Genomic DNA, 26,428 nt, shown 5'->3' with positions numbered 1-26,428 from the left:
GTTGCACTCGCAGAGGACCCTCGACGTCCTCCCGAAGGCATGCCCGCACAAGGAGGACCGCCACGTGAGCCAGTACGTCAGCAGGCTCGGGCGCCGCTCCCCGTCGGCTGCGAGCCGGCTCCTGCGGCCGCGTCGCCCCCGCCGCGTCGCCATGCTCTCCGTGCACACCTCACCGCTCCACCAGCCCGGCACCGGCGACGCCGGCGGCATGAACGTCTACATCGTGGAGCTCGCGCAGCGCCTCGCCGCGATCGACATCGACGTCGAGATCTTCACCCGGGCCACCGCCGGCGGCCTCCCGCACACCGTGGAGCTCGCTCCCGGCGTCCTGGTCCGGCACGTCGACGCGGGCCCTTACGAGGGTCTGGCCAAGGAGGACCTGCCGGCCCAGCTGTGCGCCTTCACGCACGGTGTGATGCAGGCCTGGGCCGGCCACCGCCCCGGCTACTACGACCTCGTGCACTCGCACTACTGGCTCTCCGGCCACGTCGGCTGGCTCGCCGCCCAGCGCTGGGGCGTCCCCCTGGTGCACGCCATGCACACCATGGCCAAGGTCAAGAACGCCAGCCTGGCCGACGGCGACACCCCGGAACCCGCCGCCCGCGTCATCGGCGAGACCCAGATCGTCGCCGCCGCCGACCGGCTGATCGCGAACACCTCCGAAGAGGCCGCCGAACTCGTCCGCCACTACAGCGCCGACCCCGCCAAGGTCGCCGTCGTGCACCCCGGCGTGAACCTGGACCGCTTCCGGCCGGCCGACGGCCGCGCCGCCGCCCGCGCCCGCCTCGGCCTGCCGCAGGACGCCCTGGTCCCGCTGTTCGCGGGCCGCATCCAGCCGCTGAAGGCCCCCGACATACTGCTGCGCGCCGTGGCCGTCCTCCTCGACGAGCGCCCCGAACTCCGCTCCCGGATCGTCGTGCCGATCGTCGGCGGCCCCAGCGGCAGCGGTCTCGCCAAGCCGGAGGGCCTGCAAAAACTGGCCGCGCGGCTCGGCATCGCGGACGTCGTGCGGTTCCGGCCGCCGGTCGGGCAGGAGCAGCTCGCGGACTGGTTCCGCGCCGCCTCGGTCCTCGTCATGCCCTCCTACAGCGAGTCCTTCGGCCTGGTGGCGATAGAGGCGCAGGCGGCGGGCACCCCCGTCCTCGCCGCCTCGGTCGGCGGGCTGCCGGTGGCCGTGCGGGACGGCGAGACCGGCTTCCTGGTGCGCGGCCACGACCCCGCCGAGTACGCGCGCGTGCTGCGCCGCTTCGCCGACGACGCGTCCCTGGCGGACCGTCTCGGCGGTGCCGCCGCCCGGCACGCCGAGTGCTTCGGCTGGGACGCTTCGGCCGCCGCCACCGCCGAGGTGTACCTGGCCGCGACCCAGGCGCACCGCCGTCGCGTACGCTCGGCCCATGGGTGATGCTTCACAGGAGCGGCAGGCGGCGCAGGTCATCGAGGGTGTCCTGAAGGACGCCGAACTGGAGTGGGAGAGCCCCGAGTCCGGCAACTACGTCGTCCAGCTCCCCGGTACCCGCAAGCTGAAGACGACCGTCTCGCTGCTGGTCGGCCGCCACTCGCTCTCCCTGAACGCCTTCGTCGTCCGGCACCCCGACGAGAACGAGCCGGCCGTGCACCGCTGGCTCCTGGAGCGCAACCTGAGGCTGTACGGCGTGAGTTACGCCGTCGACCGGCTCGGTGACGTCTACCTCACCGCGCGGCTCCCGCTCGCCTCGGTCACCGAGGACGAGATCGACCGCCTGCTCGGCCAGGTCCTGGAGGCCGCGGACGGCGCCTTCAACACCCTCCTGGAGCTGGGCTTCGCCTCCTCGATCCGCAAGGAGTACGAGTGGCGGGTGGCCCGGGGCGAGTCGACGCGGAACCTGGACGCGTTCACCCACCTGATCGAACGCCCCGCTGACTGACCTCTGCACGACTCTTTCGCACCGCTCGACCATCGTGGCATGCTCACGCTCGACGCAGATCTGAACGTCGTTCACATCCATGACTGGCTCGCATGGAAGGGCGTACGGAATGAGTACCGCGCACCAGGACCTGACCGACGGCATGACCAGACGGACCCTGCTCGCCGGCGCCACCGCCGTGGCCGCGACCACCGTGACGGGCGCCGGCACCGCCCACGCCTCCGACGCCCACGCCTCCGACGCCCACGCCTCCGACGCCCACGTCCCCTCCCTGTGGCGGGAGTTCACCCGTACCCCCTTCACCCACCCGCAGATCCCGTACGTCGGCCGGGCCGGCGCCGCCCGCATCCGCCGCCTGCCCGTGGTGGCCGACGTGCGCGCCTTCGGCGCCGTGGCCGACGGCGTCACCGACTGCGCCCCCGCGATCAACCGTGCCATCGCCGCTGCCGCCAGGGCCGGCGGTGGCACGGTCGCCATCCCGCCCGGCACCTTCCGCGTCGACGGCCTGATCCAGCTCGGGTACGACCACGTGGTGCTGCGCGGCGCCGGCAGCGGCCGTACCACCCTGTACGCGACGAGGAGCCTCACCGAACTCATCGGCCCCTACGGCTCCCGGTACGGCGGCACCAAGTCGGCCTGGTCCTGGGCGGGCGGGCTGATCTGGCTGGCGCCGAAGGCCCGGTGGGAATCCCTGACCGAGGCGATCAGGGCGCAGGCCTGGCCCTTCGAGGGCTGGACGGGCAACAAGCGGGACGAGTGGGAGCGGTTGACGCCCGTCGCACCGGCCCGGCAGGGCGACCGGACGGTCACCGTCGCCGACGCCTCCCGGCTCCGCCCCGGCCGGCTGGTCCTGCTCCGCGTCTCCGACGACAGCGCCCACACCCTCCTCCAGCACATGTCCGGCGGCGGCCCCGGCCCGGCGGCGTACTACTGGGAGGACAAGACGAAGCTGCTGTCGTACGTCCCCTACGAATGGCCCGTGCGCGTCACCGCCGTCCGCGGCCGCAGGGTGACCCTGGAACGCCCGCTCCCGCTCGACCTCCGCCCCGAATGGAACCCACAGCTCACCACGCACGTACGGGAGTTGACCGGGGCCGGGGTCGAGGGCCTCACCCTGGACGTGCTGGAGACCCCGCAGTCCCCGCACCTCCTCGACAAGGGCTACAACGGGGTCGTCCTTCAGTGCGCTTACGACTGCTGGGTGGACGACGTCACGGTCCGTAACGTCGACAACGGCTTCGGCCTGGTCGCCGCCTCCGCCTGCACGCTGCGCCGCACCCGGGTCGGCGGCCGGGGCGAGCACCACCCCTACTTCTGCCGCGAGGGCTCCCACGACAACCTCGTCGAGGACTTCACGGTCGAGGAACGCACCGTCCCCGCCCCCGCCGACACCCAGCTGCACGGCATCAACGTCGAGGGCCTGTCGTCGTACAACGTCTGGTCGCGCGGCGACATGCGGATGGGCACCTTCGACTCCCACCGGGGTCTGCCCTTCGCGAACGTCCGCACCGACATCACCGTGAACAACGACGGCCGCCACGGCGGCGACGCCAACGCCGGCCCGCTGTTCGGAGCGCGGTTCACGCACTGGAACGTACGCGTGACCAACGGCAGGGCGGGCCTGATGCGCCTCGACGGCCTCGCGCCGTGCTCCGCGACCGTCGGCCTGAACACGGTCACCGACTTCGACCAGACCGACGTACCGGACTTCACCGGCGACCTGAACTCCCGCCTGGAGCTGTACGGCACGTGGGACGCCGTGCGGCCGCGGAACCTGTACGAGGCTCAGCGCGCGCTGGACCGGTAGCGCCCCGGGGTCACGCCCACCAGCTTCTTGAAGTGCCGGGTCAGATGGGCCTGGTCGTAGAAGCCGGTGGCGGTGGCCGTCTCGCCGGGCGGGACCCCGTCCAGCAGCAGCCGGCGGGCCCGGCCGACCCGCCGGGACATCAGGTACTGGTGCGGGGCGATGCCGTACGCGCCGCTGAACGCCCGTACCAGATGGGCCGGATGGGCGTACAGCAGCCGGGCGGCCTCCTCCAGGGCGAGCCCCTCGGTGACCCGCTCGTCGAGGAGTTCGCGCAGCGAGCGGGCGAGCGCCGGGTCGGGGCGCCGCCTGGCGTCCGGGCGGGTGTCCGGACGGGTGTCGGGGCGGGTGTCGGGGCGGGGGCGGAGCAGGTCGCGCAGCCGTTCGCCGATGAGGGTGAGACGGCTCTCGGCCTCCAGTTCGTCGCCGGGGCGGGCGAGCGCGGTGTGCAGCCGGCCGACGCGCTGCCGCAGCAGGGGGTCCCGCAGGTCGGGGCTGTCGACGGCGGCTCCGATGAGCTGGTCGCCGAGCAGCGCGCCGTCCAGGTAGACCACGCGTTTGCGGAAGCCGTCCGCGGTGGCCGGGGAGCCGTTGTGCGGGACGTGCGGGGGCAACAGCGAGACCGTGTCGCCCGGGGTGCCGTGCTCGTGCCGGTCGAGGTCGTACCGAACGGCCCCGTCGTCCACGATGAGCAGCGTCCACGCGTCATGGACGTGCATCGGGTAGGCGTACCCGGTGAAGCGCGCGTGGAAGACCTCGGCGACGCCCGGGACACGGGGACGCCAGGCGGTGACTTCCTGGGTGACGGGCTGCCGGGCGGCCATGCAAACAACGTACAAGACGAGGTCGTACGGCGGTCGGCAGTCTCATGGCATGAGCACTGAACCCCTGCGCCCCGAGGTCCGTTTCGACACGAAGATCGCCGTACTGCTGCGCGAGGACCTGGAGACCTGGCAGCGCCTCAACGTCACCGCGTTCCTGGTCAGCGGCCTGGGAGTGACCGTCCCCGAGGTGGTGGGGGAGCCGTACGAGGACGCGGACGCGGTGGCGTACCTGCCGATGTTCCGGCAGCCGGTGCTGGTCTTCGAGGGCACGAAGGAGGTGCTGAAGGCGGCGCACGGACGTGCCCTGAGCCGGGCGCTGCCCCGGGCCGTCTTCACCGCGGACCTGTTCACCACGGGCAACGACCGCGACAACCGCGCGGCGGTCCGTGCCGTCCCCACGGCCGAGCTGGACCTGGTCGGGCTCGCCGTGTACGGGCCGCGGAACGGGGTGGACAAGGTGCTGAAGGGGGCACGGATGCATCCGTGAGACGCCCGTCGGCTCCGCCGGCCGGAGGAATCGCGTGGCGTGACCGGGTGAGCGGATCATCGTATATGACCATCATCTTCGTGAATGCCGCATCTCATATGTATGCGACAGTTCAGGTACATGCGCCGGTCCGGCCACGTCGGACACCACGTCGGATACGGCAGGCTCTCCGGCTCGGCCGTGGTGGCGGCGGCGATCGTCATGGGTGCGACGGGCGGGCCGGCGGTCGCCGGCGGCGACTCCTCGACGCCGGTCGCGTGCGGCGCGAGAGCGCTGACGACCGCCGTCGCCGCCGCGTCCGCGGGCGAGACCCTGTCCCTCTCCCGCGACTGCACGTACCGGCTGACGGCGCCGTACGCCATGGGCGACGGGCTGCCGGCCGTCGACCTGAAACTCACGATCCGGGGCAACGGCGCCACGATCGTACGGGCCGGGAACCCGACCGCCGCCTTCCGGATCTTCCACGTCGTCTCGGGCGGCAACCTCCGCCTGGAGGACCTCACCGTCCGCGGCGGCAGCGCCGCCGGTGACGGCGGGGGCGTGCTCGTCGACGGCGGCGGCAAGCTCACGCTGTCCGGGGTCGACGTGCTCCACAACACCGCCACGAACAACGGGGGCGGGGTCGCGGTGTCCGCGAACGCCACGGCGGTCGTGCGGCGCGGCTGGCTGGGGTTCGGCAACGCGGCCTACGGGGGCGCCCTCTACAGTCGCGGAACGCTGAGCGTGCAGGGCGCCGAGCTCAGCCGCAACCACGCCCGGACCGCCGGCGGTGCGCTGTACCTGGGCGCCGGTGACGCCTTCTTCTACACGAGCGTCCTCAGACGCAACACGTCGGCCGGCCGGGGCGGCGGCGTCACCGACAGCGGCAGCGCGGCCCTGGAGTTCAGCGACAGCAAGATCGCGAACAACACGGCCGCGGGCGACGAGGGCGGCGGGATCCAGAACCTGTCGAGTCTGCGGCTGGAGCGGACGGAGGTCAGCGGCAACGTCGTCGGGGGTACGGCGGGGGTGGGCGGCGGCGTCTACAACTCGACGGCCGGCGCCGTGCTCGTCCTCAGGGACAGCCAGGTCCTCAGCAACAGCGCGAACGGCGACGGTACGTCCCGGGCCGGCGGCGTCTACAACGACGGCGGGCGCGTCACCCTCGACCACAGCAAGGTCCGCGACAACGCCTCCAGGGTGGCCCCCGGAGGCGTCTACACGACCAACGCGTTCACCGTCCTCGACTCGACCGTCAGCCGCAACACCCCGACGAACTGTGCGGGAAGCCCCGTGATCGTGGCGGGCTGCCGAGACTGACGCGGCGACGAGGCACGCACCCGTCGGCCTCACCGGCCGTCAGGCGCGCGCCCTCGGCTGTGGGGCAGCGGTCAGGCGCGCGCCCCTCGGTAGCGCCGGCCGTCAGGCGCGCACCCCGGCCTCCGGCGCCCCAGCCGTGTCCGTCTCGGTGTCCGTGTCCGTGGCCGTGGCCGTGCCCGCGCCGGTGTTCATGTCCGTGCCCGTGCCCGTGCCCGTGTTCATGTCCGTGTCCGTGTCCGTGCCCGGGGTCTTCGTGACCGAGGCGCGTTCTTCCGGCAGGCGCCGCATCAGCACCCCGTACCCGGCCGCGGCCGCCGTCCCCACCACCGCGCACAGCCCCCACAGCCACTCCGCCCCGAACCGGTCGATGACGACACCGGACATCAGCGGCGCGACGAGCGCGGCGGCGGACCAGGACAGCGTGTACATCCCCTGGTACCGCCCCCGCCCGTGGGTGGGCGAGAGCCGCACCACGAGGCCGGTCTGGGTCGGCGCGTTGACGATCTCGGCGAGCGTCCACACGCACACGGTGAGCGCGAACACCCCGACCGAGCCGGCGAACGCGGTGAGTCCGAAGCCGTACCCCGCGAGCAGCGACGAGACGACGAGCAGGGACCGCGCGTCACGGTGCTCGATGACGCGGGTGACCGGGATCTGGAGCACCACGATGAGCACGCCGTTCACGGCGATCGCCAGGCCGTAGTCGGCGGGCGTGAACCCGGCCCCGCCCATCGCCACCGGCAGCCCGACCGCCCCCTGCTGGAAGACGAGCGCGACGAGGAACGACAGCCCCACGACGGCCATGTACCGCCCGTCACGCAGCACGGTCCCGAGGCTGACCTCGTCGGCCTCCTTGACGGTGCGCTGCGGCCGGGACTCGGGCAGCTTGGCGAAGACGAGCACCGCGCACAGGGCGGTCATCCCGGCCTCGACGAGGAACCCGGCGCGGTAGCTGACCTCGGCGATGAACCCGGCGCCCGCGGACGAGACGGCGAAGCCGAGGTTGATGGCCCAGTAGTTCAGCGAGAACGCCCGCACCCGGTCCTCGGGCCGCACGATGTCGGCCATCATCGCCTGCACGGCGGGCCGGGAGGCGTTGGAGGCCATGCCGACGAGGAAGGCGACGGCCGCGATGGCGACGGGGTTCTGCACGAACCCGAGCAGCGCGACGGCGCCGGCGGTGGAGCCCTGGGCGACGAGCAGGGTGGGCCGCCGTCCCAGCCGGTCGGCCATCACCCCGCTGCCCAGCGAGGAGACGACCCCGCCCAGCCCGTGCAACGAGACGACGAGCCCGGCGTACGAGGCGCTGTACCCGCGGTCCAGCGTCAGGTAGAGGGCCATGTACGTGGCGACGAAGGCGCCGAGCCGGTTGACGAGGGTGCTGGTCCACAGCCACCAGAACTCCCGGGGCAGACCGGAGACGGTCTCCCGGACGGCGCGTCGCAGGACGGCGGACGGCATGGCTCCCCCAGGGCAAGAAGTAAGTGGTGCGAAGAAGTAAGTGGCGCGAGGCCCGACCGGAACTTACTAACCCCTCGCTCGCCTGAGCCACTCAATTAACAAATGCAGTCAACTGTCCGCCCCCTGGGACGGCCCCCGGGCGTCGGCTCCCCGCCCCGAACACGTGGATTACGCTCTGACCCATGGCCGACGCACCGTACAAGCTGATCCTCCTCCGCCACGGCGAGAGCGAGTGGAACGCGAAGAACCTGTTCACCGGCTGGGTGGACGTCAACCTCAACGAGAAGGGCGAGAAGGAGGCAGTCCGCGGCGGTGAGCTCCTGAAGGACGCCGACCTGCTGCCCGACGTGGTCCACACGTCCCTCCAGAAGCGGGCGATCCGCACGGCGCAGCTCGCCCTCGAGGCGGCCGACCGCCACTGGATCCCGGTCCACCGCAGCTGGCGCCTGAACGAGCGGCACTACGGCGCGCTCCAGGGCAAGGACAAGGCGGCGACGCTGGCCGAGTTCGGCGAGGAGCAGTTCATGCTCTGGCGCCGCTCGTACGACACCCCGCCCCCGCCGCTGCCCGACGACTCGGAGTTCTCCCAGTCGGCCGACGCCCGCTACGCCTCCATCCCGCCGGAGCTGCGCCCCCGCACGGAGTGCCTGAAGGACGTCGTCGTCCGCATGCTCCCCTACTGGTACGACGGCATCGTCCCCGACCTCCTGACCGGCCGCACGGTCCTGGTGGCCGCCCACGGCAACAGCCTCCGTGCCCTGGTCAAGCACCTGGACGGCATCTCGGACGCCGACATCGCGGGCCTCAACATCCCCACCGGCATCCCCCTCTACTACGAACTCAACGCCGACTTCACCCCGACCACCCCGGGCGGCCGCTACCTCGACCCGGACGCGGCAGCAGCGGCGATCGAGGCAGTGAAGAACCAGGGCAAGAAGAAGTAACGCGAGCCAGAAAAGCCCCCTGCCTGCGGTTTTCCCGCGCGCAGGGGGTTATTTGCTACACCTGGGCCGTCGCTGGGCCGTGAAAGGAATCCGGGGCCGCTGTCAAGCCTCCCCATGAGCCTCAGTGGGGAGCTACGTGACCGGTATGCTGATGCCACCTCACCTGAACCTCCCTCGAACTCGATGTGGCGGCACGAGAGTTCCAGACTCCGGCCCGAGAAGCGGGTCGGTTGGAGGAGGAGGGAGGTGGTAGAGGTGAGTCTTGAGAAGGACAAGCCTCGCAAGTGGTCCGGTGCCGAGAAGTGGCAGGTCTGGCTTGCGGGGGTCGGCCTACTCGTGGCCATCGCTACTGGCGTGATGCAGTTCGCTCGATGAGCGAGTCACGCGCGAGTACGGTCGGGATCGGGCGCTGTACGTACAGCGAGCCCGGTCTGCTCTCACGCGACCGGGCTCGTTGACTGCACGAGGGCCTGGATCTGGTTGCCGCCGGATCCGGGTCCTCAGTCGTTCTGCACTCTGCATAGCTTCTGAGAAGCGATCTAGAGCTAAGTAGAGCTAACTAGAGCTATCTATAATCTCTCACGCACTGCTAATTCAATCAACTTTGTGAGCCTACTCGTGCTCTAGATCTCTCGTCTCTACTTGAACATCCACCCCGAACTGTTCGCCAGTGACTACCGGGAACAGTTGTATCTCTGATCGTTGCGGTGTGGTCATCCCCGCCGATCGAAGACGGCAGTCACTGCCTTACGGGTGCGCTCCTGACTGGACGGCATGAGGTGCGCGTAGACGCGCAGCGTCAGACCTGGATCTGAGTGGCCGAGGTACTCGGCCAGAGCTTTGATGTTCTCCCCGGCGTCCAGCAGCAGCGACGCGTAGAAGTGCCGCGGCGCATGCATGCCGTTCTCACGCGACTCGGCGTACGCTCCGCCCGGCTCCCGCTCGGGGATCACACCGGCCGAGGCCAGAGCCCGCTTCCACACCTCCTCGTTGAGCGACGTACGCCAGACGTGCCTGCCCCGCGGCCCGGTGAAGATCAGCCGTTTGGTCACCGGAGGCCCGTTGGCCACCTTCCACGGCAAGGTGATCTCGACCGGCGGGAACCGCTTCATGTGGGCCCGCAGTGCATCGGCGACCGGCGCGGGAAGCGGTACGTCCCGAAGCTTGCCGCCTTTGGGTGGGGCGAACACCGCCTTGCTCCGACTCAGCTTGAGCTGCTGGACCACGTGAAGTGTGTCCGAACCGAAGTCGATGGCGTCGACGGCGACGCCGAGGATCTCGCCTTGGCGGAGCCCGCAGCCGCCGCCCAGGTCGCCCACGGCTTGGAAGCGCTCGGGCATGCCGGCCCGGACGGCGAAGAGCCGTTCCGTTGTCCAGGGGGCGATCCGCTTCGTGTCGACCGTGGGCGGCCGGACCGAGCGGGCTGCGCACGGGTTGCGCGGAAGGTGTCCGTCGTCCACCGCCGCACTCAGCGCGGCACGAACGTTGGAGTAGATCGTCCGGGCGTACGGGCCCCGGACACCGTTCTCCTGGAGCTTCCGCACCCAGTCGCGGATGTGGGCGGGCTGGAAGGAACCGAGCGGACGTGATCCCAGATGAGGGAAGGCGTGCAGGCGGAGCTGCGACTCCATCGAGGCCTGTGTGTTGGGGTCCGCTCCCTGCGTCTGCACCCAGGTCTCCGCATACTGCTGGAAGGTGATCCGTGCCGCGCGCGGGTCGATGTACTGCCCGCGCGCCATGTCCGCCTCGATGTGGGCGAGCCACTGTTCGGCGAGTCGCTTTTGCCGGTCGGGGAAGCTCTTTGACTTCTCCGTGCCGTCCGGACCGACGTACCGGGCCCGGTAGCGCATGCCGGTGCCGTAGCGCTCGGTCTTGACCTTGCGGTCCTTGCCGTCCTGTCCGACCTCGGTTCTGTACCAGCGGTCTTGGATGTGTCCGGCCATCAGGCAGCCGCCCCCTCAAGCTGCGAGTCCACCCAGGCCCGAACGTCGGCCGGGTCGAAGCGCAGGTGCCGACCGACACGGAAGCCACGGGGCCCAGTGCGCTTGCGGCGCCACTGGTACACCGTCTCGACGCTGGGCAGCTCGAACATCTCCACCAGGTCCTCGGGGGTCAGGTACCGCGCGGGCAGGGCGCGCGGTTCGGTGGCCAGGTCGGTGAGGGTGAGGCGTCGGCTAGCCACGAGTGGGTTCTCCTTCGGTTCCGGGGGCTGGTTCGAGGGATGCGGACAGCCAGGCTTCGGCGGCGGAGAGGCCGGTGCCGGCGAAGACCCAGTGGGCGAGGACGTACGTCATCCCGGGCGCGTTGTCGGGTGTGGTGGTCGCTGCCGCTTGTGCGTGGCGCCATTCGGCGCGGGCGTCGCGGAGGGCGCCGAGGGTGGTGGAGTAGCGGCGGGATTTGGTGGAGAAGTGGCCGCGGAAGCCGAGCATGTGGGCCCAGGCGCGCAGGCGGAGGTGTTCGAGGTCTTTGCGGGCGCCGAGGGTCCAGGCGGTTCGGATGAGTCGTCGGGCGTGGTCGCTGATGTCGAGCTGGGCGAGTTCGGCGGCGAACTTCAGCGGCCGGTCGAGAGCTCCCGTGGCGGTCTCTGCGCCCTTGGTGGCGTACTTGGCGATGTAGGCGGCGACGGCGCGTTCGGTGAGTTCCTGGCCGTCGTTGAAGTCGGCGGATCGGATGGTTCGGACGTCGAGTTGGCGGCCGAAGGTGAAGGTGTGGGTGCGGCCGTCGAGGGTCGGGCCGTCGACGCGGACCTTGGTGGCGGCCGTTTGGATGGCGTCGGTGAGGAGTTCTGCGGTGGCCCAGGGCGGGGGTGGGGTGTCGCCGCCGTTCGGGCCGTCGAGGCGGATGACGGCGTGGAAGTGGACGGCGCCGCGCTTCTGGTACTCGGCGACCTTGGCGAAGGAGACGCGGGCGTGGTCGCGTAGGCGTCGCTGGGAGAGGCCCGCGCGCTTGGCGACCTCCCGGCGGAGGTAGATCGAGAAGCGCCGCCAAAGGGCTCCCGCGTGGGCGTTCCAGAGAACGGCCGCGTCGTAGTCGTAGGTGTCGGGATCGAGCGGGGTGCCGAGGGCGTCGTCGTCCTGGTCGTGGTGGGTGCCGCAGCGGCAGGGACGGTTGTCGGTGCGGCGGTTGTGGACCGGGCCGAAGCCGGGGGCGGTGAAGGTGGCGAAGACGCGGGGGTGGGTGGCGACGTGTTCGGGGGTGCCCTTGCCGCCGCGTAGGCCTGCGGAGATGAGGTGGAAGGTGTCGCGGCGGTAGACCTCGGCGCAGGCCGGGCAGCGGGTGGTGCGGCGGTTGTTGCAGCGGACGAGGAGTTGGCCGGCGGGCAGGTCGGTGGAGTCGAGGTGCTGGAGGATGCGGCCGATCTCGCCGGTTGTGGTGTCGATGTCGTATTCGGTGCGGTGGCCGTCGAGGCGGATGGGGTTGGTGCAGCCGCCGAGGCCGGAGAGTTGGCGGAGGATACCGGGCAGGGTGCCGCCTGCGGCGAGGTTGGTGAGTTCGCTAAGCGGGGGCGGGGTGGTGCGGGTGAAGATGGCGGGCTCCTTCTGGCTGGCTCGGTCAGGAGTGACGGGCCCCGGGGCGGCCGGATGCTTGGCGGTGTCGTGGCCGCCCCAGGGGTCGGGCAGAGGGACTAGCGCCGGTTGTGTTCGCGGAGCAGGGAGCGCAGGACCACGGCGGCGATGGCCACGGAGACGGCCGAGACGGCGACGGCGGTCAGGAGCGCGGTGAGGACCACGCCGCCCGTGAGCACGGCGGCGACGGCGCCGGTGCTGAGGGAGATCACCCCTGGCCGACGACGCGGCCCTGATCGTGAGCGAGCTGAGCACGAACGCACTCCTCCACACGAGCAGCGGCGGGCAACGCGGAAGCTTCCACCTGGCCCTCGCGGTGGCGCCACAGGTGATCGCACTGTCGGTCACCGACGACGGAGGAGGCGGCAGCGCCCCGAAGGTCGAGCACCAGGACCAGGACGCCGAGCAAGGCCGGGGCCTGGGCATGGTCAGCGCCATCGCCCACAGGGTCGTCGTCCAGGGCGCCGACGGCGACTACACGGTCACCGCGGAACTCCTCGTGCACGCCCAACGAGGAGGCCACCCATGCTGATGGACAAGCCCCGGCGGGGTTTCTGGTGCGAGTGCTGGACCGAGGACCTCACCGACGGGATGCAGTGGCCGGCACTCCGAGCATCCTTCGACGCCTACTCAGCGCCCCAGGCGGACAGATGGGTCGCCATCGCCCTGCGCACCATCTCACCCGCACTCGACCCAGACCCTCCGACGAGGTCTGGGCCTGGCTCCACGACGGCCGCGCACAAACCCGACGAGCCCTCCTGCGCTTACAGCCCTGCACCGTGTCAGTCACCCAGGCCACCACACGCATCACGTGGACAATCCGGCCAGTCATCTTCCTGCCACTGGCACACCGCCAAGACGCCGAACTTACAGCCTGCGCACACGCGTTCAAGGCGGCTCGCTCCGCTCCCCGCGCGCGGCCCGGCCCCCCGGCCGGGCCTGCGCTCCTGCCTTCGTCCCGCTCCAGCCCAGCCGGCGCCCGTGCCGCGCGCATTGCCTTATGCCCGAAACCTGTCTCTGGCTGCACGAAGTCACGGACTCAGACTCCGAGGTAACTCCGGATCATCACTCGATGCGTGGATCGTGCACCGCTAAGCTGATTCCATGGCTCTCGTGCGGATGGCTCTGACTAGCTACCGGTGTTTTGCTCAGCGGGTGGATATCCCGCTGAGCCCAGTTACTGTGATCCTTGGCCGGAATAATTCCGGGAAAAGCGCACTCGCCAGGACGCCTTTGGTGCTCAATACCGGAGTTCACACAGATGCGCCGTCCCCCCTCGACTTGGACGAGCTCAGTGAGGATGTCTTGGAATCATTCACTGACCTCATCTACGGAAATCGACCCCATGGCAGCATTACGGTCGAGCTTGACTTCTCATCCCCAGATCAGTCGCCCCTTATGCTCACAGCCACCATTCAGAATATCGACGAATTTCGCACCCAGGTTGTAAGTAAGGTAGAAATTCAGACCCCGAGTGGGGCGGCCACTCTCACATGGGAACCAAAAGATCCGCCGGAGACTCTTGAATACACAGTCGAGTATTCTGGCCAATCCTTCACCGGGATCCCAGTTTCCTTTCAAGGTATCCTTCCCTTCGCGATCCGGGGAGGGGCAGAAACCGAAGAGCTAGCCTCTTTTCTGCGTGAGGCCTCTAGCATTATTCGAGAGGCTTACCCGACTGTTCGATACTTTGGTCCGTTTCGCGACCGGCCACATCGTCGCTATCGCCTTCCGGCCCGCATGCCCGCTGAAGTAGGAATTAGTGGTGAGAATGCGGCTGGGATCCTGGCTAGCGATCTAGAGCGTCATCAGGGACGCCTTGTAGAGCAAGTAAACGAAGATCTTTCTGAGAACCTGCCGGGATGGCAAGTTGATGTCGTCGAGCGTGGCGGCATGTATTCCCTGGTCCTCAAATCAACCGCTGACGACAGCCTCACCGTGAATCTAGCCGATGCGGGCACGGGCGTCGCGCAGGTGTTGCCAATCTTCGTACAGCGCGCAACCGACTCTCTAAATCCGCCGCATGGTGCTGTTTTGGAGATCATCGAACAGCCCGAACTGCATCTTCATCCTGCGGCGCACGGAGCACTAGCCGACCTGTACCTGTATGCAGCACAGCGTACGGGGGTCCGTTTCATTGTTGAGACGCACAGTGAAACATTCCTACTGCGTCTACGACGACGGATTGCAGAAGGAGTTCCCGCCGAAATGGTGGCAATGTATTTCGTGGACCACGATGGTCAGGCCTCTCAAGTCCGATCAATTAATGTCGATCAGGATGGGAACCTCGATTTTTGGCCAGACGGGGTGTTCTCTGAAGACTACGCTGAGACTCGCGCGTTGGCCGCAGCCCAGATGGAGAGGCACACCACCAGTGCGGATTGATCTACCTCGCGAGGTTTTCACAAACAAAGAATTCCTTCCCGAATTGCTCTATCTGCTCCGCACCGTGGCGGACGGGCGACACGATTGGGTAGTGACACCTGACGTAATCGATCAGGCAGGAATTTATTTCACCAACCACGTTCCTGAGCTGGCTCGAACCTATTCGGAACTTGCTGAGAAGAGCATGGTTGCGGCAGCTTGGAGCGGTCGACTCGATAGTGCCGCCACGGTACAAGTAGAAGCAGATAAGCTTAAAGACTACGTAGATGATCTCTGCCGCCCAGCGCTCATCGTAGTCGAGGACGAAAACTCGGATGGTTTCTTCATCCGAGCCATTGCGCGCACTTTTGGGGCTAAGCGCGTTCTGGAAGCCCTCACTAAAGGGTGGCTTGAATTGCAACACGGAGGCGGTGGCGGCAGCCTGCCTCGTATCACATCCGCCGCAGTCGAAAAGTATCGAGTGCGGCCGAGAGTTGTAGCTATCCTAGATAGCGATCGAATGGTTCCGGGCCAGAGAACAGATTCCCACCGCAAGGCCGAAGAGATTCAGAACCTTGGAGTTGACACTCATGTCTTGGAAATGAGAGAAGCGGAAAATTACACTCCTAATCGCGTATTGATCACCATTGGTAAGCGGATAGAAACGTACCCGAGGCTCTCCCACCTGAAAAGACTATCGAAGGAACAGAGAGCTCACTACGACATGAAGTTTGGATTTGGCTCCACAGATAAACAGCCTAAAATCCCTCAAGAGCAAGCCGAGCTATATAAGAATCTCGGGATCTCGGTGATTCTCGGCTTGCGAGGAGGTTTCGGCAAGCATATTCTTTCAAAACTGGAGGAGATGTCACCTAATCTGACACCGCGCGACTTCGAAAGTCTGGGCGATGAAGTAGCTTCCGAGCTGCGGTCACTGCTCAACAAGATCTCATCCGTGATCTAGGAGAATCAATGACGGAAGATGATGGCGAGATCACCGTAAATCCTCAGATCATGCTGCTTGAGCAGGTCCTTGGAGAAATTGCGGCAGGTCGACTACGTGTTCCACGGTTCCAGAGGCCCTTTGTCTGGCGCCCTGACCAGATGCTGAACCTATTCGACAGTATTGAACGGGGTTATCCTATCGGAAGCTTGCTGGTGTGGGAGACAAACCTCCGAATTCCAAGTCTTGACCGCGTCGCCGATATTCCCATCCCTCCTCCTCCCCAAGACGGTCCAGCCGCATACCTACTCGACGGACATCAGCGGTTGTCAACGCTGTTCGGGAATCTGCTGAAGCGACCTCAGGTCGATAGCCCTGAGGCGCAGAAAGAATGGATGTGGCAAATCTATAGGGTCCTGCGTAACCGGGAAGAAAGGGTAGAACGATTTCGGCACTGGAAGAAGGAGGAACCGCCCCCGCCGAATTATCTTCCTATGCGCTCGGTCCTTCGCACTATGGACTTCCTAGCGTACTCAAGGAAGCTCTCAAACTCTGTTGAGGTTGAGGCTCTTGAGTCTCTTCTGGACGAGGCAGAGGAGCTGGCTCATAGGATTAAGTCGTATCAAATTGCTGTTGTGCGCTTGAAAGGTGGCGACCTCCGCCACGCAGTGGAAGTTTTTTCAAGGCTGAACAGCAGCGGCCAATCCATGTCTCCTGATCAGATGGTTTCCGCTCTTGCTTATCAAGCAGAGGGCGACAGCCTGGCCGAGCGAATTGATGCAATCAGAGAGGGGTTGGGGCCACTAGGGTTCGGCCAGCTTACCTCTATCACTGTATTCCGGTCGATTCTTGCCGTCAGTGGGGAAGGAGACGTACTCGATGCTCGGTGGGATGTGCTAGCCAATCGGGTGCGAGGCCAACTTGCTGATTCTGTAGAGAAGACAGAAAAAGCGATTCGCAGGGCCGTCATTTTCCTTAATGAGCATGTCCCTGTTCCCTTGGCTCGCCTAGTTCCCTATCAGGTTCAAGTCGTCCTGCTGACTGCGTTTTTCCATCATAATCCAAATCCGTCGGAAGGGGAAATCGAAGAACTGGTACGCTGGTTCTGGGGGACCTCTTGGTCCGGATTCTTTGCCGGAGCCAATAGTACTCAGGTTAAAAATTCTCTTCACCAAATGCAAGAATTCGCCCAAGGTGCAATTCGTGCACCCTGGGATCCTCAAGCGGCTCGACCATTCCCGAATCGCTTTGACATGCGTAGCGCGCGAGTTAGAGCGTTCATTCTCTGGGAGCTTAAACATTTCGACGCGCGCTTGTCTGAGAGTGGAAGGAGCATTGACCCAGTAGCAGCTCTTTCCGCCTCCGATACGAATGCGTATCAGCATGTCGTTTTGGGCACATCTAAAGCCTCTCATCCTGCGAACCGTCTCATCTATCCGACGGAACCAGGTGTCTCTGTTCGTCGTGCTTTGCTGAACCTGGAGCCTGACATCGCTCACAAAGTCGCGGCCAGTCACGGGATTCCTGCGTCGGCCTTGCAGTGTCTTCGTGGAGGTGACGGGGAGGGTTTCATCATCGAAAGGGCCAGGTTCCTGGAAAGCAGTGAGCGTGAGTTCATGGAATCCATGAGAATCGAAACGCCAGTCGCTCATAGCGGGGAGGCTGACATTGATACGGAATAGCCGCTATAGCTGCTGACCGACACCCCTGGCTCTGGTCGAAGAAACAAGGCCTGCTACTGGGCTGAGGTACGTGGGGGTACAGCGAGGCATACGCGCGTCTGGATCGATCGGACACACCCGCCGTCGTGGCTGACTGTCGTCGGCTGAGGCACAGACGACCTGGCGTGGCTCGAACTGACTTCTGTCCCTCCACCGCAGGCCGTGCTCTGGTTCGCGGCGAGTGATCAATCTGACTTCCACGTGATTCATAGAATCGAAAGGGGAATGCAGCCCTGTGGTGGAGAAGGCCAGGGGAGGGGTGGACAGGTGGCGCAACGGGGCAGCGGCCGAAGCAACGACTATCAGCGGCAGCAGCAGACGTTACAACGTGCTCAGCAGCAACGGGCACGACAAGCGGAGCGGGAACGCAAGGCCGCTGAGACGGCCAGCAAGCGGCAGGAGCGCGAGCGGAAGGCCGCGTATCAGGAGCAGCAGGCCGAGCAGGCGCGGGTGGGCACGATCGGGGTCGAGCACGAGGTCGAGCAGCTGGGGCAGTTGCTCCGTAACGCGTTGGTGGGCGATCCGCCTACGACCTTTGAGTGCCGACGGAGGACTCACACGCCGAGGAAGTTAGACGAGCGTCCTTGGTCTCGTCCGGAGCCTTCGCCGCGCTGGGAAGAATTCGCGCCACCGGAACCCGGTGGTCTGGCTGCTGTCCTGGGCCTCGGTAGGAAGCGCTATGAAGCTGAGGTTGCCGAGGCGCGTGTGCGGTTCGGCGAGGCACAAGAGCGCCACAGGCGAGCCGAGGAGAAGCGGCTGGCAACGCTGGGGCAGAAGCGTGCCGAACACCGCCAGGCCGAAGCGCAGGCCCTTGACGAGGTGGCGGCCTTCAACAGGAAGTTGGACGAGGAGCGCGAGGCGTACAGGGCCGGGGAGCCCGCGGCGGTCGAGGCTCATCTAGGGGCGGTTCTGGATGCGTCGGAGTATCCGTTGGGCTTCCCCCACGAGCATCGGATCGCCTTTCGGCCTGCCACCGGTGACGTACTCATTGAGATCCACTTGCCTCCCGAGGCGATCGTTCCTACCGCGCGGGGCTACCGGTACGTGAAGAACCGAGACGAGACGACCGTGCTGCCTCGTCCCGAGAAGGAGCGCAAGGAGATCTACGCCTCCGTCCTGGCCCAAGTCGCTCTGAGGACAGTTCACGAGGTCCTGACGAGCGACCCAGACCGGATCGTCAATGGCGTGATCCTGAACGGCCATGTGAGAACCATCGACCGGGCCACCGGTCAGGAGGTCTCACCCTGTCTGGTGACGCTCAGCGCCAGCAGGGAGCAGTTCGGGAAGCTCTGTCTCAGTCAGGTTGATCCAGCGCAGTGCCTCAGGGGACTCAACGCTCTGGTGTCTCCCAACCCCTACGATCTCGAACCGATTCGCCCCATCGTCGAGTTCGACCTGTCGAAGTACCGGCTCATGGACAGCATGGATGTAGTCGCCGGCCTGGACAGCAGGCCCGTGCTGGTGAAGCTGACGCCCACCGAGTTCGAGCACCTGATTCGCCAACTGTTCGAGGCGATCGGCATGGAGGCCTGGAACACCCAGGCGTCCAAAGACGAGGGCGTTGACGCGGTGGCCGTCAGCAAGGACCCCGTCTTCAACGGCGAGTGCATCATTCAGGCGAAGCGCTACAGCAAGCTCGTGGGCGTTGAGTCCGTCCAGGCGCTCGCAGGAGTGGTCGAGCACAAGCGTGCTGCCAAGGGGGTCCTGATCACCACATCGTGGTTCGGCAGGGCAAGCCACGACTTTGCCCGCCAACATGGCCGGCTCCAGCTCATCGAAGGGCCGGAACTCAAGTACCTGATCAAGGAACACCTTGGCAAGGACGTGATCCCGGGCCCGGTCCCCCCGAAGCGGCGCCCCATGCGCTGAGGCCGGCGGCCCGCCCACTCACGAGGAGCTGGGCCGTCCCTGGGCCGTCCGAGGTCGCTCGACAGTGGCCAAGGACGACCAACGACGACCACGAGGCGCACGAGTCCACCGCCACTGAGCAGCGAAAACCCAGCTCACCAAGATCCCGGACAAGACCCGGGGCAAGAAGAAGTAAGTGCTACTGATCAAGGCCCCTGCCTGCGGACTCTCCGCCGGTAGGGGCCTTGTCGCTGTGCCGGGGGTCGTCTCTGGGCCGGCAGCTGCCTGATCGGGCCGTCCTCACGACCTCCGGAAGCCCGGCCCCGACTGTTCTCTCGTCTCTGCCCGCGCTCCAGCATCGCGAAGGGACACGACGGCTGCCGTGGCGTTGCCGCGCCAGAGGCTCAGCCCCGTCAGTCGCCGCACGACCTGAGCGACCTCCAGCACGCGGACACCGGGGTCGGTGAGCACCACGTCATGGGGGACGTCGTCGCACACCAACGAGAAGTACTCGTCCGCCATGACTCCCCCTCCGGGTTCCGAGTGGTGGCACATGGAAGAGGGGGGTGGGGTCTGGGCCTGCGACATGGTCCCGAGGTGGCTCCCGGGGACCTTTATGCCCACCCCCCTTGACCGCGGACCTCGAAGGTTCTCTGACCGGTCTCTTTCCACCGGGAAAGCTAGCAAGGGGCACTGACAACAGGCCGGGGCCGGCCGGATCGCGCCGCGCGGGCCATGTCCTCCTATACGGTCCCGGACCATGGCGAACGACGGCGACGTGCCGGAGAAGGTGGCGTGGATCCTGGTCCGGGACGAACGGGTGCTCGTGACGCGTAGTCACGGCAGGGACCGCTTCTACCTGCCAGGCGGTCATCGCGAGCCGGGCGAGTCCGACGGCGAGACCCTGGTGCGGGAGATCGCCGAGGAACTGCGGGCGGCGATCGACCCCGGCTCCATGGTGCACCTCGGCACGTTCGAGATCGGCGAGGGCCATCCTGACCACGGCCCCTTCCGGATGATCTGCTACACCGCCGATCACCGCGGCGAGCTGATCCCGTCACGGGAGATCGCCGAGAAGGCGTGGTTCCGCTGTGCGGACCGGGACCGGGTATCTGCCGTCGACGGGCTGGCTCTCGATGCGCTTCGCGAGGCCGGCCTGCTTTCCTGATCCCGCAGTCGGTTGTGGGTGGTGGCGCCGAACTCACGGCCTGCGCGGGTACCTTCACCGTTTGTTCGGGCTGGAGCGGGTGGCGGCCCATTCGGCATGGGCTCCAACTTCACGCCGTTCAGTGCCGGTTCTCGGCCGCCTCGATCGTCGTGGCGTACGACGTCGCCACGCCCAGCGCGTGGACCGCCTCTTCGACATCATCCGGTCCTCCTGCGACACCCTCGACTTCGGGGACCCGAACCGGACCGGTGCCGGCCTCCCCAACCTGGCCCGTGCGCTGGGAGTCACCGCCACGGCCGGGGCACCGGCCACGCCCGAACTCGTCCGGCTGCGCGAGGCGATGCAGAACGCGGGACTGCTCACCGCGACGGGCAACGACGTGCTCGGCCCACTGGACGACATCCAGCGACTGCTGCGGGCGGCGGGTCTGCTCTCCAACAACTGAGCGGGAGGAAGTCTCATGTACGACAGCGTGCGGGCGGCCTTCCTGCCGTTCAGCGAACCGCTCGAAGCCCGAGTCCACTTCATGTACCTCGACGTCAAGAGCCTGGTGTCCACAGGCGTGGGCAACCTGCTGGACGCCGACGACTCCGAGCGCTTCGGGACCAATCCCAACCCGCTCCCCGACATCTTCACCCTGGGCTGGTTCGACAAGGACACCAGTGTCCCGGCCGGCCGGGACGAGATCGAGGACGAATACCGCAAGGTCAAGTTCAGCGGCACGAACCTCGCGCCGCTCGGCCAGAAACAGCAGATCACCCGGCTGCGTATCTCGGACGACGACATCGACACCCTGGTGACGGGGAAACTCGACAGCTTCGAGGGCACCTTGAAGGGCAGACCGCCGTTCGCGGCCTTCGACGACTGGCCCGCGGACGGACAACTGGGCCTGCTGAGCATGGCCTGGGCGCTGGGACCCCTGTTCGACTTCCCCAAGTTCCAGGCCGCCGCCGCCCAGTCCGACTGGAGCACCATGGCCCGGGAGTGCCGCATGACCGAAGCGGGCAACCCCGGCGTCATCCCGCGCAACGTCCGCAACGCGTTGCTGTTCACACTCGCGGGCTGGACGTCCGCCGAGGGCGGCGACCCCACGCCGCTCGTCTACGATCCGGCCCGGAAACTCGACGCCAACATGCGATCCGGTGTCTTCCCGGTGCCGCTGGAACTGCTCGTCGGTGTCCAGGCCGCCCTGGAGACTCTCGGCTGCGACCCGGGCGGCCTGGACGGCGTCATCGGTCCCGGTACCCGCTCGGCCCTGACGTCGTTCCAGACGTCCGCCGGACTGGCCCGGACACCCGGCGTACGGAGCGTCGACGACATACCGTCCGACACGCTCTCCGCGCTGGCGGCCGGGCTCGACGACAAGGGCGTACGGCACCTGCCCTGAACGCCGCCGACTCGGCGCCGCCCGGGTCCGGGGTGCTCCGGGCCACTGAGGACACCCGGTGGCACCGGAGGCTCACCAGATCGACAGCGGTACCTCGTGGATCTCGTCCGCCGGGTGCCCGGTGCGTTCGTGGACGCGCCTGACCGCCTCGGCCGAGGGTCCCTCGGACAGGCAGTAGACGTTGCCGGACTCCGGGTCGGCCCAGGCCCGTTCGAAGTGCACGCCCTCGGCCTTCTCGACGGCGAGGTCCGCCTCGTGGGCCTCCTTCAGCTGGTCGGCGGTGATGCCCTGCATCCCGTGGTGGACGTCCATGAACTGCGGCATGGCTGCCACCTCCTTCACCTTGGGTGTCACCTCCATGCTGCGCCCGACCCGCGCCGACGGCATGCGAAGGGCCCCGGACCGAAGTCCGGGGCCCCTCTGCTGTATCCGGTCCGCGGTGAACGGGGCGTCCGCTCAGCCGCGTGAACGGGGCGTCCGCTCAGCCGCACTGGCAGGGGCTGCCCGACTGGCAGCCGCAGCCACAGCCCGAGCCGCACCCGCAGGCGCCGATCACCAGCAGGTTCTTGATCTCGGCGGGCTGGTCGGTCTCACGTTCCTGGGTGGGGTCGGGCGTGGTGCTGGGGGATTCGGCCATGGATCCCTCCTGGAGGTCCCTAGATTCCCTGGCGGCAGGGCGTGCTGCCGTTGCCCGTGCCATGCCCATTCCATGCCCGTTTTACTGGGCGCATCAACGGCGCACAGTGGCGCCCGCACGCCCGTCCCGCACGTCGCGAGCCCCGCCCACCAGGGCGGTCACGCCCCCTCGGGGCCCGTCACCGGCTGGATGTCGGCCTGGAGCTCGTCCGCGTGCTCGCCGGTGACCAGGAAGACGACGCGCTTGGCGACGGCCACCGCGTGGTCGGCGTACCGCTCGTAGTAGCGGCCGAGCAGCGTCACGTCGACGGCCGTCTCGATGCCGTGCTTCCAGCGGTCGTCCAGCAGGTGCGAGAAGAGCGTGCGGTGCAGCAGGTCCATCTCGTCGTCGTCCTGCTCCAGCTGGAGCGCCAGGTCGACGTCCTTGGTGACGATGACCTCGGCGGCCTTGGCCATCAGGCGCTGCGCGAGCTGGCCCATCTCCAGGATGGTGGCTTCCAGGTCCCGCGGGACCGCGCGCTCCGGGAAGCGCAGCCGGGCCAGCTTCGCCACGTGCTGGGCGAGGTCGCCGGAGCGCTCCAGGTCGGCGGACATCCGCAGGGAGGTGACGACGATCCGCAGATCCGTCGCCACCGGCTGCTGGCGCGCGAGCAGGGCTATCGCGCGCGCCTCCAGGTCGTGGTGGAGCTCGTCCACCTTCTGGTCGGCCTCGATGACGCTCTCGGCCAGCTTCAGGTCGCCATCGAGGATCGCCGTCGTGGCGCGCCCGATGGCCGAGCCGACCAGCCGGGCCATGTCGACCAGGCTGTCGCCGATCGAGTCGAGTTCCTCGTGGTACGCGTCCCGCATCAGGGTTCCCTCTCGTGCGTTGTCTTCCAGGGGTTCCGGGGGCCGGGGCCCGTGGCCGAAACCAGCTGCGAACCCCACGCTCCCACGTTCGGGTCTCAACGCGACCGTTTCTGCCACCCCAAATGAACCAATACTGGCTCCAAGGTGAACTCTGGGCGACGAGTGTTCGAGCTCGCACTCCCATGGCTGTGGGGATGTCGTACCCCCTGCTTAACCTGTTTGCATGGACGTGAACGCGGCGGTCGCCGCAGCGGCAGCGATCGCCGGGGTGCTCACCGGTGTCATCGCCATGCTGGCGTTCCGCTGGAGTGAACGCGACCAGAAGCGACCGACCAGGACTTCTCTGCACACCGACCCCGTGCTGCCGCCGGGCGTGGACACCGTTCTGAGCGTGCTGCGCTCTTCCGCGGTCGTCCTCGACGAGGCCGACGCCGTCGTCAAGGCGAGCTCGGCGGCGTACGCCCTCGGGCTCGTGCGCGGTGGCAAACTCGCCATCGAGCCGATGCTCGCCATGGCACGGGACACCCGGCGGGACGGCGAGATACGGCAGGTCGAGCTGGACCTGCCCCGACGCGGCACCGGACGCGGCGAGGCCCTCGCGGTCTCCGCCCGGGTGGCGCCCCTCGGCTCCCGGCTCGTGCTGCTCCTCGTCGAGGACCTCACCGAGGCCCGCCGTATCGAGGCGGTACGACGTGACTTCGTGGCGAACGTGAGCCATGAGCTGAAGACCCCGGTCGGCGCGCTCTCCCTGCTCTCCGAGGCCGTCATGGACGCCTCGGACGATCCGGAGGCCGTGCAGCGCTTCGCCGGTCGCATGCAGATCGAGGCCACGCGCCTGACCAACCTGGTCCAGGAGCTGATCGACCTGTCGAGAGTGCAGAACGACGATCCGCTGGAGGACGCCGAGCCCGTCCGCGTGGACGAGCTCGTCGCCGAGGCGATCGACCGGTGCCGCCACCAGGCCGGCACCAAGCAGATCACCATGGCCGCCGGCGGCACCGCCGACCTGCACGTCTGGGGCAACCGCGGCCAGCTCGCCGCCGCCCTCGGCAACCTGGTCGAGAACGCCGTCAACTACTCCCCGGCCCGCACCCGGGTCGGGATAGCCGCCCGCCGGGTCACCGCGCCCGGCGGCGACATGATCGAGCTCGCCGTGACCGACCAGGGCATCGGCATCACCGACAAGGACAAGGAGCGCATCTTCGAGCGCTTCTACCGCGTCGACCCGGCCCGCTCACGGGCCACCGGTGGCACCGGCCTCGGCCTCGCCATCGTCAAGCACGTGGTCGCCTCGCACGGCGGGGAGGTCACGGTGTGGAGCGCCGAGAACCAGGGCTCCACGTTCACCCTCAGGCTGCCGGAGGCGGGCGTCGCCCGCGATCGCGCATCGCAGCACCCCGACCCCGACCTCGACGACGAGGCCGGTACCACCGAGTCATCCCCGTACGAACCGCTTCCCGCCCCGGAGGTCCTTCCGTGACCCGTGTGCTCGTCGTCGAGGACGAGGAGTCCTTCTCCGACGCCCTGTCGTACATGCTCCGCAAGGAGGGCTTCGAGGTCGCCGTGGCGGCCACGGGCCCCGACGGACTCGACGAGTTCGAGCGCAACGGCGCCGACCTCGTCCTCCTCGACCTGATGCTGCCGGGGCTGCCCGGTACGGAGGTCTGCCGCCAGCTGCGCGGCCGCTCCAACGTCCCGGTCATCATGGTGACCGCCAAGGACAGCGAGATCGACAAGGTCGTCGGGCTCGAAATAGGAGCCGACGACTACGTCACCAAGCCCTTCTCCTCCCGTGAGCTGGTCGCCCGCATCCGCGCGGTGCTCCGCCGCCGCGGCGAGCCGGAGGAGGTCACGCCGGCCGCGCTGGAGGCCGGCCCGGTCCGCATGGACGTCGACCGCCACGTGGTCACCGTCTCCGGTTCCAAGGTCGACCTGCCCCTCAAGGAGTTCGACCTCCTGGAGATGCTGCTGCGCAACGCGGGCCGTGTCCTGACCAGGATGCAGCTCATCGACCGGGTCTGGGGCGCCGACTACGTGGGCGACACCAAGACCCTCGACGTCCACGTCAAGCGGCTGCGCGCGAAGATCGAGCCGGACCCGGGCGCGCCGAGGTACCTGGTGACGGTCCGCGGTCTCGGCTACAAGTTCGAGCCGTAAACCGCTGAGCCGGTCTTACGGACCCGTTCAGGCGACCGTACGGCGAAAGGCGGCACCCCGCGCGGGGTGCCGCCTTTCAGCGTTCTCGTACGACCGCTCAGCCCGCGTTCGCCGACTCCGACGCCGAGTCGCTCGGCGTGACCGAGGCGCTCTCCGACGCCTTGCCCTTGCCCGGCTTGGCGCTCTCGCTCGCCTTGCTGCCCGCGGCCGGGGAGCCGGAGGCGGACGCCGAGGCCGAGGCGGAGGCCGACGGGACCGAGCTCGGGCCCCAGCCGGTGAAGAAGCTCTCGGCGGGGACCACGAACGCCCGCAGGCTCACGTCACCGGTCTTGCTGAAGGTGAACGTGATCTTCTGGGCGTTGCCGTCCTTGACCGCCTCGCGGCTGCTGGCCAGCACCGCGGAGGCGTTGTCCTTGCCGCCCAGGATCAGCCGGCCGCCGCCCGGGATGGTCAGCGGCTGCGACTTGGTGGCGTGCAGTTCGGCGGTCTTGTTGGTGCCGGCTACGACGATCGACTGAAGCGTCTGCGGCTCGGTGCCGGTGTTGAAGATGGTCGCGGAGACCACGGCGGGGCCGGTCGACGTGAGGTCGGGCTGGGTGATCACGGTCGCGTTCTGGACCTTGATGTCGCCGACGCTGGTCGCCGCGTTGTCAGGCTTGATCTCCAGCGTCTGGGAGTTGTTGCCCGCACCGCACGCGGCGAGCGAGGCGACGGAGAAGGCGAGGGCGGAGGCGGCGAGGGCGCCGCGTCGAAGGCTGCTGCTCACGGCGGCGGCAACTCCTTGAACGCACGGGCGACTCCCTTATAAAGCCACCCTAAGTGTCTGTCAGCGGCCTTAGGTTACCGAGCCGTTCCCGCGCGACCGCACCCGACCCTCCCCAAGCCCCTCGCTTCCCTCGGGCAGGGGGTACCCCGGAGCGCCACAAGTGGCTCTCCGGTCACTTTGCGGCGGCGCTCGTCAGGCATTCACATAACTCGTTCGCAACACGGGACGCAAAACTTACGTGAAGGAATGCGCGGCCACCGGGGAAATGGATCACGTACCGTTCGGTCGGACGCGTGTGAT

The 26,428-nt window shown here is 67.7% G+C and carries 27 protein-coding genes and 1 pseudogene; 17 read left to right on the top strand and 11 right to left on the bottom strand.

The genetic code is table 11. From position 1 onward, the window contains the following. Window positions 1-64: 64 nt before the first annotated feature. From mshA to AAW13_RS13510, 3 genes are all read left to right on the top strand, one after another. Window positions 65-1,402, top strand: coding sequence for a D-inositol-3-phosphate glycosyltransferase (gene mshA / locus AAW13_RS13520; protein ID WP_046732061.1), 1,338 nt, complete (start codon window positions 65-67; stop codon window positions 1,400-1,402). Further along, window positions 1,395-1,904: a type III secretion system chaperone family protein gene (locus tag AAW13_RS13515; protein WP_046732035.1), complete on the top strand. Its 510-nt coding sequence runs from the start codon at window positions 1,395-1,397 to the stop codon at window positions 1,902-1,904. Before mshA ends, AAW13_RS13515 begins: the two co-directional genes overlap by 8 nt. A gap of 109 nt (window positions 1,905-2,013) precedes the next feature. Further along, window positions 2,014-3,711, top strand: a complete 1,698-nt coding sequence (locus tag AAW13_RS13510) for a glycosyl hydrolase family 28-related protein (protein ID WP_046732034.1) — start codon at window positions 2,014-2,016, stop codon at window positions 3,709-3,711. On the opposite strand, the gene AAW13_RS13505 is transcribed toward AAW13_RS13510, so the two are convergent. Beyond that, window positions 3,690-4,532, bottom strand: a complete 843-nt coding sequence (locus tag AAW13_RS13505) for a helix-turn-helix transcriptional regulator (protein WP_046732033.1) — start codon at window positions 4,530-4,532, stop codon at window positions 3,690-3,692. The genes AAW13_RS13510 and AAW13_RS13505 overlap by 22 nt on opposite strands. 49 nt (window positions 4,533-4,581) lie before the next feature. On the opposite strand from AAW13_RS13505, the gene AAW13_RS13500 reads away from it, so the two are divergent. After that, window positions 4,582-5,019, top strand: coding sequence for a DUF2000 domain-containing protein (locus AAW13_RS13500; protein ID WP_046732032.1), 438 nt, complete (start codon window positions 4,582-4,584; stop codon window positions 5,017-5,019). 102 nt (window positions 5,020-5,121) lie between these two features. Beyond that, a complete protein-coding gene (locus AAW13_RS13495; protein WP_143145003.1) occupies window positions 5,122-6,318 on the top strand; it encodes a hypothetical protein in 1,197 nt (398 codons plus the stop codon). Between the two features lie 102 nt (window positions 6,319-6,420). Here the strand turns inward: AAW13_RS13495 and AAW13_RS13490 are convergent, their stop codons facing one another. After that, the gene (locus AAW13_RS13490) at window positions 6,421-7,779 is read right to left on the bottom strand and encodes an MDR family MFS transporter (RefSeq protein WP_071659532.1); all 1,359 of its coding nucleotides are present in this window, start codon (window positions 7,777-7,779) and stop codon (window positions 6,421-6,423) included. A 182-nt stretch (window positions 7,780-7,961) separates the two neighbouring features. On the opposite strand from AAW13_RS13490, the gene AAW13_RS13485 reads away from it, so the two are divergent. Then, window positions 7,962-8,723, top strand: coding sequence for a phosphoglyceromutase (locus tag AAW13_RS13485; RefSeq protein WP_046732030.1), 762 nt, complete (start codon window positions 7,962-7,964; stop codon window positions 8,721-8,723). Between the two features lie 713 nt (window positions 8,724-9,436). Here the strand turns inward: AAW13_RS13485 and AAW13_RS13480 are convergent. The 4 genes from AAW13_RS13480 to AAW13_RS46735 all read right to left on the bottom strand — a co-directional run bounded on the left by AAW13_RS13480 (window position 9,437) and on the right by AAW13_RS46735 (window position 12,552). After that, on the bottom strand, window positions 9,437-10,666 hold the full coding sequence (locus AAW13_RS13480) for a tyrosine-type recombinase/integrase (protein ID WP_046732029.1): 1,230 nt from the start codon (window positions 10,664-10,666) through the stop codon (window positions 9,437-9,439). Next, on the bottom strand, window positions 10,666-10,905 hold the full coding sequence (locus AAW13_RS13475; protein WP_046732028.1) for a helix-turn-helix transcriptional regulator: 240 nt from the start codon (window positions 10,903-10,905) through the stop codon (window positions 10,666-10,668). The genes AAW13_RS13480 and AAW13_RS13475 overlap by 1 nt, the downstream gene beginning before the upstream one ends. Continuing rightward, window positions 10,898-12,187: a replication initiator gene (locus AAW13_RS13470; protein WP_046732059.1), complete on the bottom strand. Its 1,290-nt coding sequence runs from the start codon at window positions 12,185-12,187 to the stop codon at window positions 10,898-10,900. The genes AAW13_RS13475 and AAW13_RS13470 overlap by 8 nt, the downstream gene beginning before the upstream one ends. 161 nt (window positions 12,188-12,348) lie before the next feature. Then, window positions 12,349-12,552: a hypothetical protein gene (locus AAW13_RS46735; RefSeq protein ID WP_071659537.1), complete on the bottom strand. Its 204-nt coding sequence runs from the start codon at window positions 12,550-12,552 to the stop codon at window positions 12,349-12,351. Here AAW13_RS46735 and AAW13_RS13460 point away from each other — a divergent pair. The 6 genes and pseudogenes from AAW13_RS13460 to AAW13_RS13440 all read left to right on the top strand — a co-directional run bounded on the left by AAW13_RS13460 (window position 12,504) and on the right by AAW13_RS13440 (window position 19,186). Beyond that, window positions 12,504-12,821 carry an ATP-binding protein gene (locus AAW13_RS13460; protein WP_046732027.1) on the top strand — a complete coding sequence of 106 codons (318 nt, stop codon included), beginning with the start codon at window positions 12,504-12,506 and terminating at the stop codon, window positions 12,819-12,821. The two genes, AAW13_RS46735 and AAW13_RS13460, sit on opposite strands and share 49 nt — an antisense overlap. Next, a pseudogene (locus AAW13_RS46730) lies at window positions 12,815-13,182 on the top strand (hypothetical protein); the annotation flags it as partial. The gene AAW13_RS13460 and the pseudogene AAW13_RS46730, both read left to right, overlap by 7 nt. Window positions 13,183-13,393: 211 nt before the next feature. Then, window positions 13,394-14,674, top strand: coding sequence for an AAA family ATPase (locus AAW13_RS13450; protein ID WP_046732026.1), 1,281 nt, complete (start codon window positions 13,394-13,396; stop codon window positions 14,672-14,674). A gap of 91 nt (window positions 14,675-14,765) precedes the next feature. Then, a complete protein-coding gene (locus AAW13_RS45570) occupies window positions 14,766-15,617 on the top strand; it encodes a hypothetical protein (RefSeq protein ID WP_143145002.1) in 852 nt (283 codons plus the stop codon). Between the two features lie 8 nt (window positions 15,618-15,625). Further along, window positions 15,626-17,278 carry a DUF262 domain-containing protein gene (locus AAW13_RS13445; protein ID WP_046732025.1) on the top strand — a complete coding sequence of 551 codons (1,653 nt, stop codon included), beginning with the start codon at window positions 15,626-15,628 and terminating at the stop codon, window positions 17,276-17,278. A gap of 306 nt (window positions 17,279-17,584) precedes the next feature. Continuing rightward, entirely contained in the window at window positions 17,585-19,186 is a 1,602-nt protein-coding gene (locus tag AAW13_RS13440) for a restriction endonuclease (RefSeq protein WP_240528613.1), read from the top strand. A gap of 279 nt (window positions 19,187-19,465) precedes the next feature. On the opposite strand, the gene AAW13_RS13435 is transcribed toward AAW13_RS13440, so the two are convergent. Then, entirely contained in the window at window positions 19,466-19,687 is a 222-nt protein-coding gene (locus AAW13_RS13435) for a 50S ribosomal protein L7/L12 (RefSeq protein WP_046732023.1), read from the bottom strand. A gap of 238 nt (window positions 19,688-19,925) precedes the next feature. Between AAW13_RS13435 and AAW13_RS13430 the strand changes: the two genes are divergently transcribed. The 3 genes from AAW13_RS13430 (at window position 19,926) to AAW13_RS13420 (ending at window position 21,720) form a co-directional block, all read left to right on the top strand. Further along, window positions 19,926-20,333, top strand: coding sequence for an NUDIX hydrolase (locus AAW13_RS13430; protein WP_046732022.1), 408 nt, complete (start codon window positions 19,926-19,928; stop codon window positions 20,331-20,333). A 178-nt stretch (window positions 20,334-20,511) separates the two neighbouring features. Continuing rightward, a complete protein-coding gene (locus AAW13_RS13425; RefSeq protein ID WP_046732021.1) occupies window positions 20,512-20,778 on the top strand; it encodes a hypothetical protein in 267 nt (88 codons plus the stop codon). Between the two features lie 15 nt (window positions 20,779-20,793). Next, the gene (locus tag AAW13_RS13420; RefSeq protein ID WP_046732020.1) at window positions 20,794-21,720 is read left to right on the top strand and encodes a peptidoglycan-binding protein; all 927 of its coding nucleotides are present in this window, start codon (window positions 20,794-20,796) and stop codon (window positions 21,718-21,720) included. 72 nt (window positions 21,721-21,792) lie between these two features. Here the strand turns inward: AAW13_RS13420 and AAW13_RS13415 are convergent, their stop codons facing one another. The 3 genes from AAW13_RS13415 to phoU form a co-directional block, all read right to left on the bottom strand. Then, window positions 21,793-22,044 (bottom strand): SCO4226 family nickel-binding protein, encoded by a 252-nt coding sequence (locus tag AAW13_RS13415; protein ID WP_046732058.1) that lies wholly within the window; start codon window positions 22,042-22,044, stop codon window positions 21,793-21,795. A gap of 157 nt (window positions 22,045-22,201) precedes the next feature. Continuing rightward, window positions 22,202-22,357, bottom strand: a complete 156-nt coding sequence (locus tag AAW13_RS45905; protein ID WP_167391710.1) for a hypothetical protein — start codon at window positions 22,355-22,357, stop codon at window positions 22,202-22,204. 158 nt (window positions 22,358-22,515) lie between these two features. Further along, a complete protein-coding gene (gene phoU / locus AAW13_RS13410; protein WP_046732019.1) occupies window positions 22,516-23,205 on the bottom strand; it encodes a phosphate signaling complex protein PhoU in 690 nt (229 codons plus the stop codon). A 223-nt stretch (window positions 23,206-23,428) separates the two neighbouring features. Between phoU and phoR the strand changes: the two genes are divergently transcribed. Next, window positions 23,429-24,685, top strand: a complete 1,257-nt coding sequence (gene phoR / locus AAW13_RS13405) for a two-component system sensor histidine kinase PhoR (protein WP_046732018.1) — start codon at window positions 23,429-23,431, stop codon at window positions 24,683-24,685. A 5-nt stretch (window positions 24,686-24,690) separates the two neighbouring features. Then, window positions 24,691-25,362 (top strand): two-component system response regulator PhoP, encoded by a 672-nt coding sequence (phoP, locus tag AAW13_RS13400; protein ID WP_018568744.1) that lies wholly within the window; start codon window positions 24,691-24,693, stop codon window positions 25,360-25,362. A gap of 97 nt (window positions 25,363-25,459) precedes the next feature. On the opposite strand, the gene AAW13_RS13395 is transcribed toward phoP, so the two are convergent. Next, on the bottom strand, window positions 25,460-26,128 hold the full coding sequence (locus AAW13_RS13395; protein ID WP_046732017.1) for a copper chaperone PCu(A)C: 669 nt from the start codon (window positions 26,126-26,128) through the stop codon (window positions 25,460-25,462). Window positions 26,129-26,428 lie beyond the last annotated feature (300 nt).

This window comes from Streptomyces humi (assembly GCF_001005085.2).
GTDB classification, from domain to species: domain Bacteria; phylum Actinomycetota; class Actinomycetes; order Streptomycetales; family Streptomycetaceae; genus Streptomyces; species Streptomyces humi.
Note: the sequence above shows the minus strand (reverse complement) of the source record. Positions and strands in the feature narration are given on the sequence as shown.

Bases quoted from the DNA above. Each gene is read 5' to 3' on its own strand.
- AAW13_RS13480 (WP_046732029.1), bottom strand. From the start codon at position 10,666: ATGGCCGGACACATCCAAGACCGCTGGTACAGAACCGAGGTCGGACAG.
- AAW13_RS13515 (WP_046732035.1), top strand. From the start codon at position 1,395: ATGGGTGATGCTTCACAGGAGCGGCAGGCGGCGCAGGTCATCGAGGGT.
- AAW13_RS13430 (WP_046732022.1), top strand. From the start codon at position 19,926: ATGGCGAACGACGGCGACGTGCCGGAGAAGGTGGCGTGGATCCTGGTC.
- AAW13_RS13500 (WP_046732032.1), top strand. From the start codon at position 4,582: ATGAGCACTGAACCCCTGCGCCCCGAGGTCCGTTTCGACACGAAGATC.
- phoR (WP_046732018.1), top strand. From the start codon at position 23,429: ATGGACGTGAACGCGGCGGTCGCCGCAGCGGCAGCGATCGCCGGGGTG.
- AAW13_RS13420 (WP_046732020.1), top strand. From the start codon at position 20,794: ATGTACGACAGCGTGCGGGCGGCCTTCCTGCCGTTCAGCGAACCGCTC.
- AAW13_RS13445 (WP_046732025.1), top strand. From the start codon at position 15,626: ATGACGGAAGATGATGGCGAGATCACCGTAAATCCTCAGATCATGCTG.
- phoU (WP_046732019.1), bottom strand. From the start codon at position 23,205: ATGCGGGACGCGTACCACGAGGAACTCGACTCGATCGGCGACAGCCTG.
- AAW13_RS45905 (WP_167391710.1), bottom strand. From the start codon at position 22,357: ATGGCCGAATCCCCCAGCACCACGCCCGACCCCACCCAGGAACGTGAG.
- AAW13_RS13505 (WP_046732033.1), bottom strand. From the start codon at position 4,532: ATGGCCGCCCGGCAGCCCGTCACCCAGGAAGTCACCGCCTGGCGTCCC.
- AAW13_RS13435 (WP_046732023.1), bottom strand. From the start codon at position 19,687: ATGGCGGACGAGTACTTCTCGTTGGTGTGCGACGACGTCCCCCATGAC.
- AAW13_RS13485 (WP_046732030.1), top strand. From the start codon at position 7,962: ATGGCCGACGCACCGTACAAGCTGATCCTCCTCCGCCACGGCGAGAGC.
- AAW13_RS13450 (WP_046732026.1), top strand. From the start codon at position 13,394: ATGGCTCTCGTGCGGATGGCTCTGACTAGCTACCGGTGTTTTGCTCAG.
- AAW13_RS13495 (WP_143145003.1), top strand. From the start codon at position 5,122: ATGCGACAGTTCAGGTACATGCGCCGGTCCGGCCACGTCGGACACCAC.
- AAW13_RS13490 (WP_071659532.1), bottom strand. From the start codon at position 7,779: ATGCCGTCCGCCGTCCTGCGACGCGCCGTCCGGGAGACCGTCTCCGGT.
- AAW13_RS13415 (WP_046732058.1), bottom strand. From the start codon at position 22,044: ATGCCGCAGTTCATGGACGTCCACCACGGGATGCAGGGCATCACCGCC.
- AAW13_RS13510 (WP_046732034.1), top strand. From the start codon at position 2,014: ATGAGTACCGCGCACCAGGACCTGACCGACGGCATGACCAGACGGACC.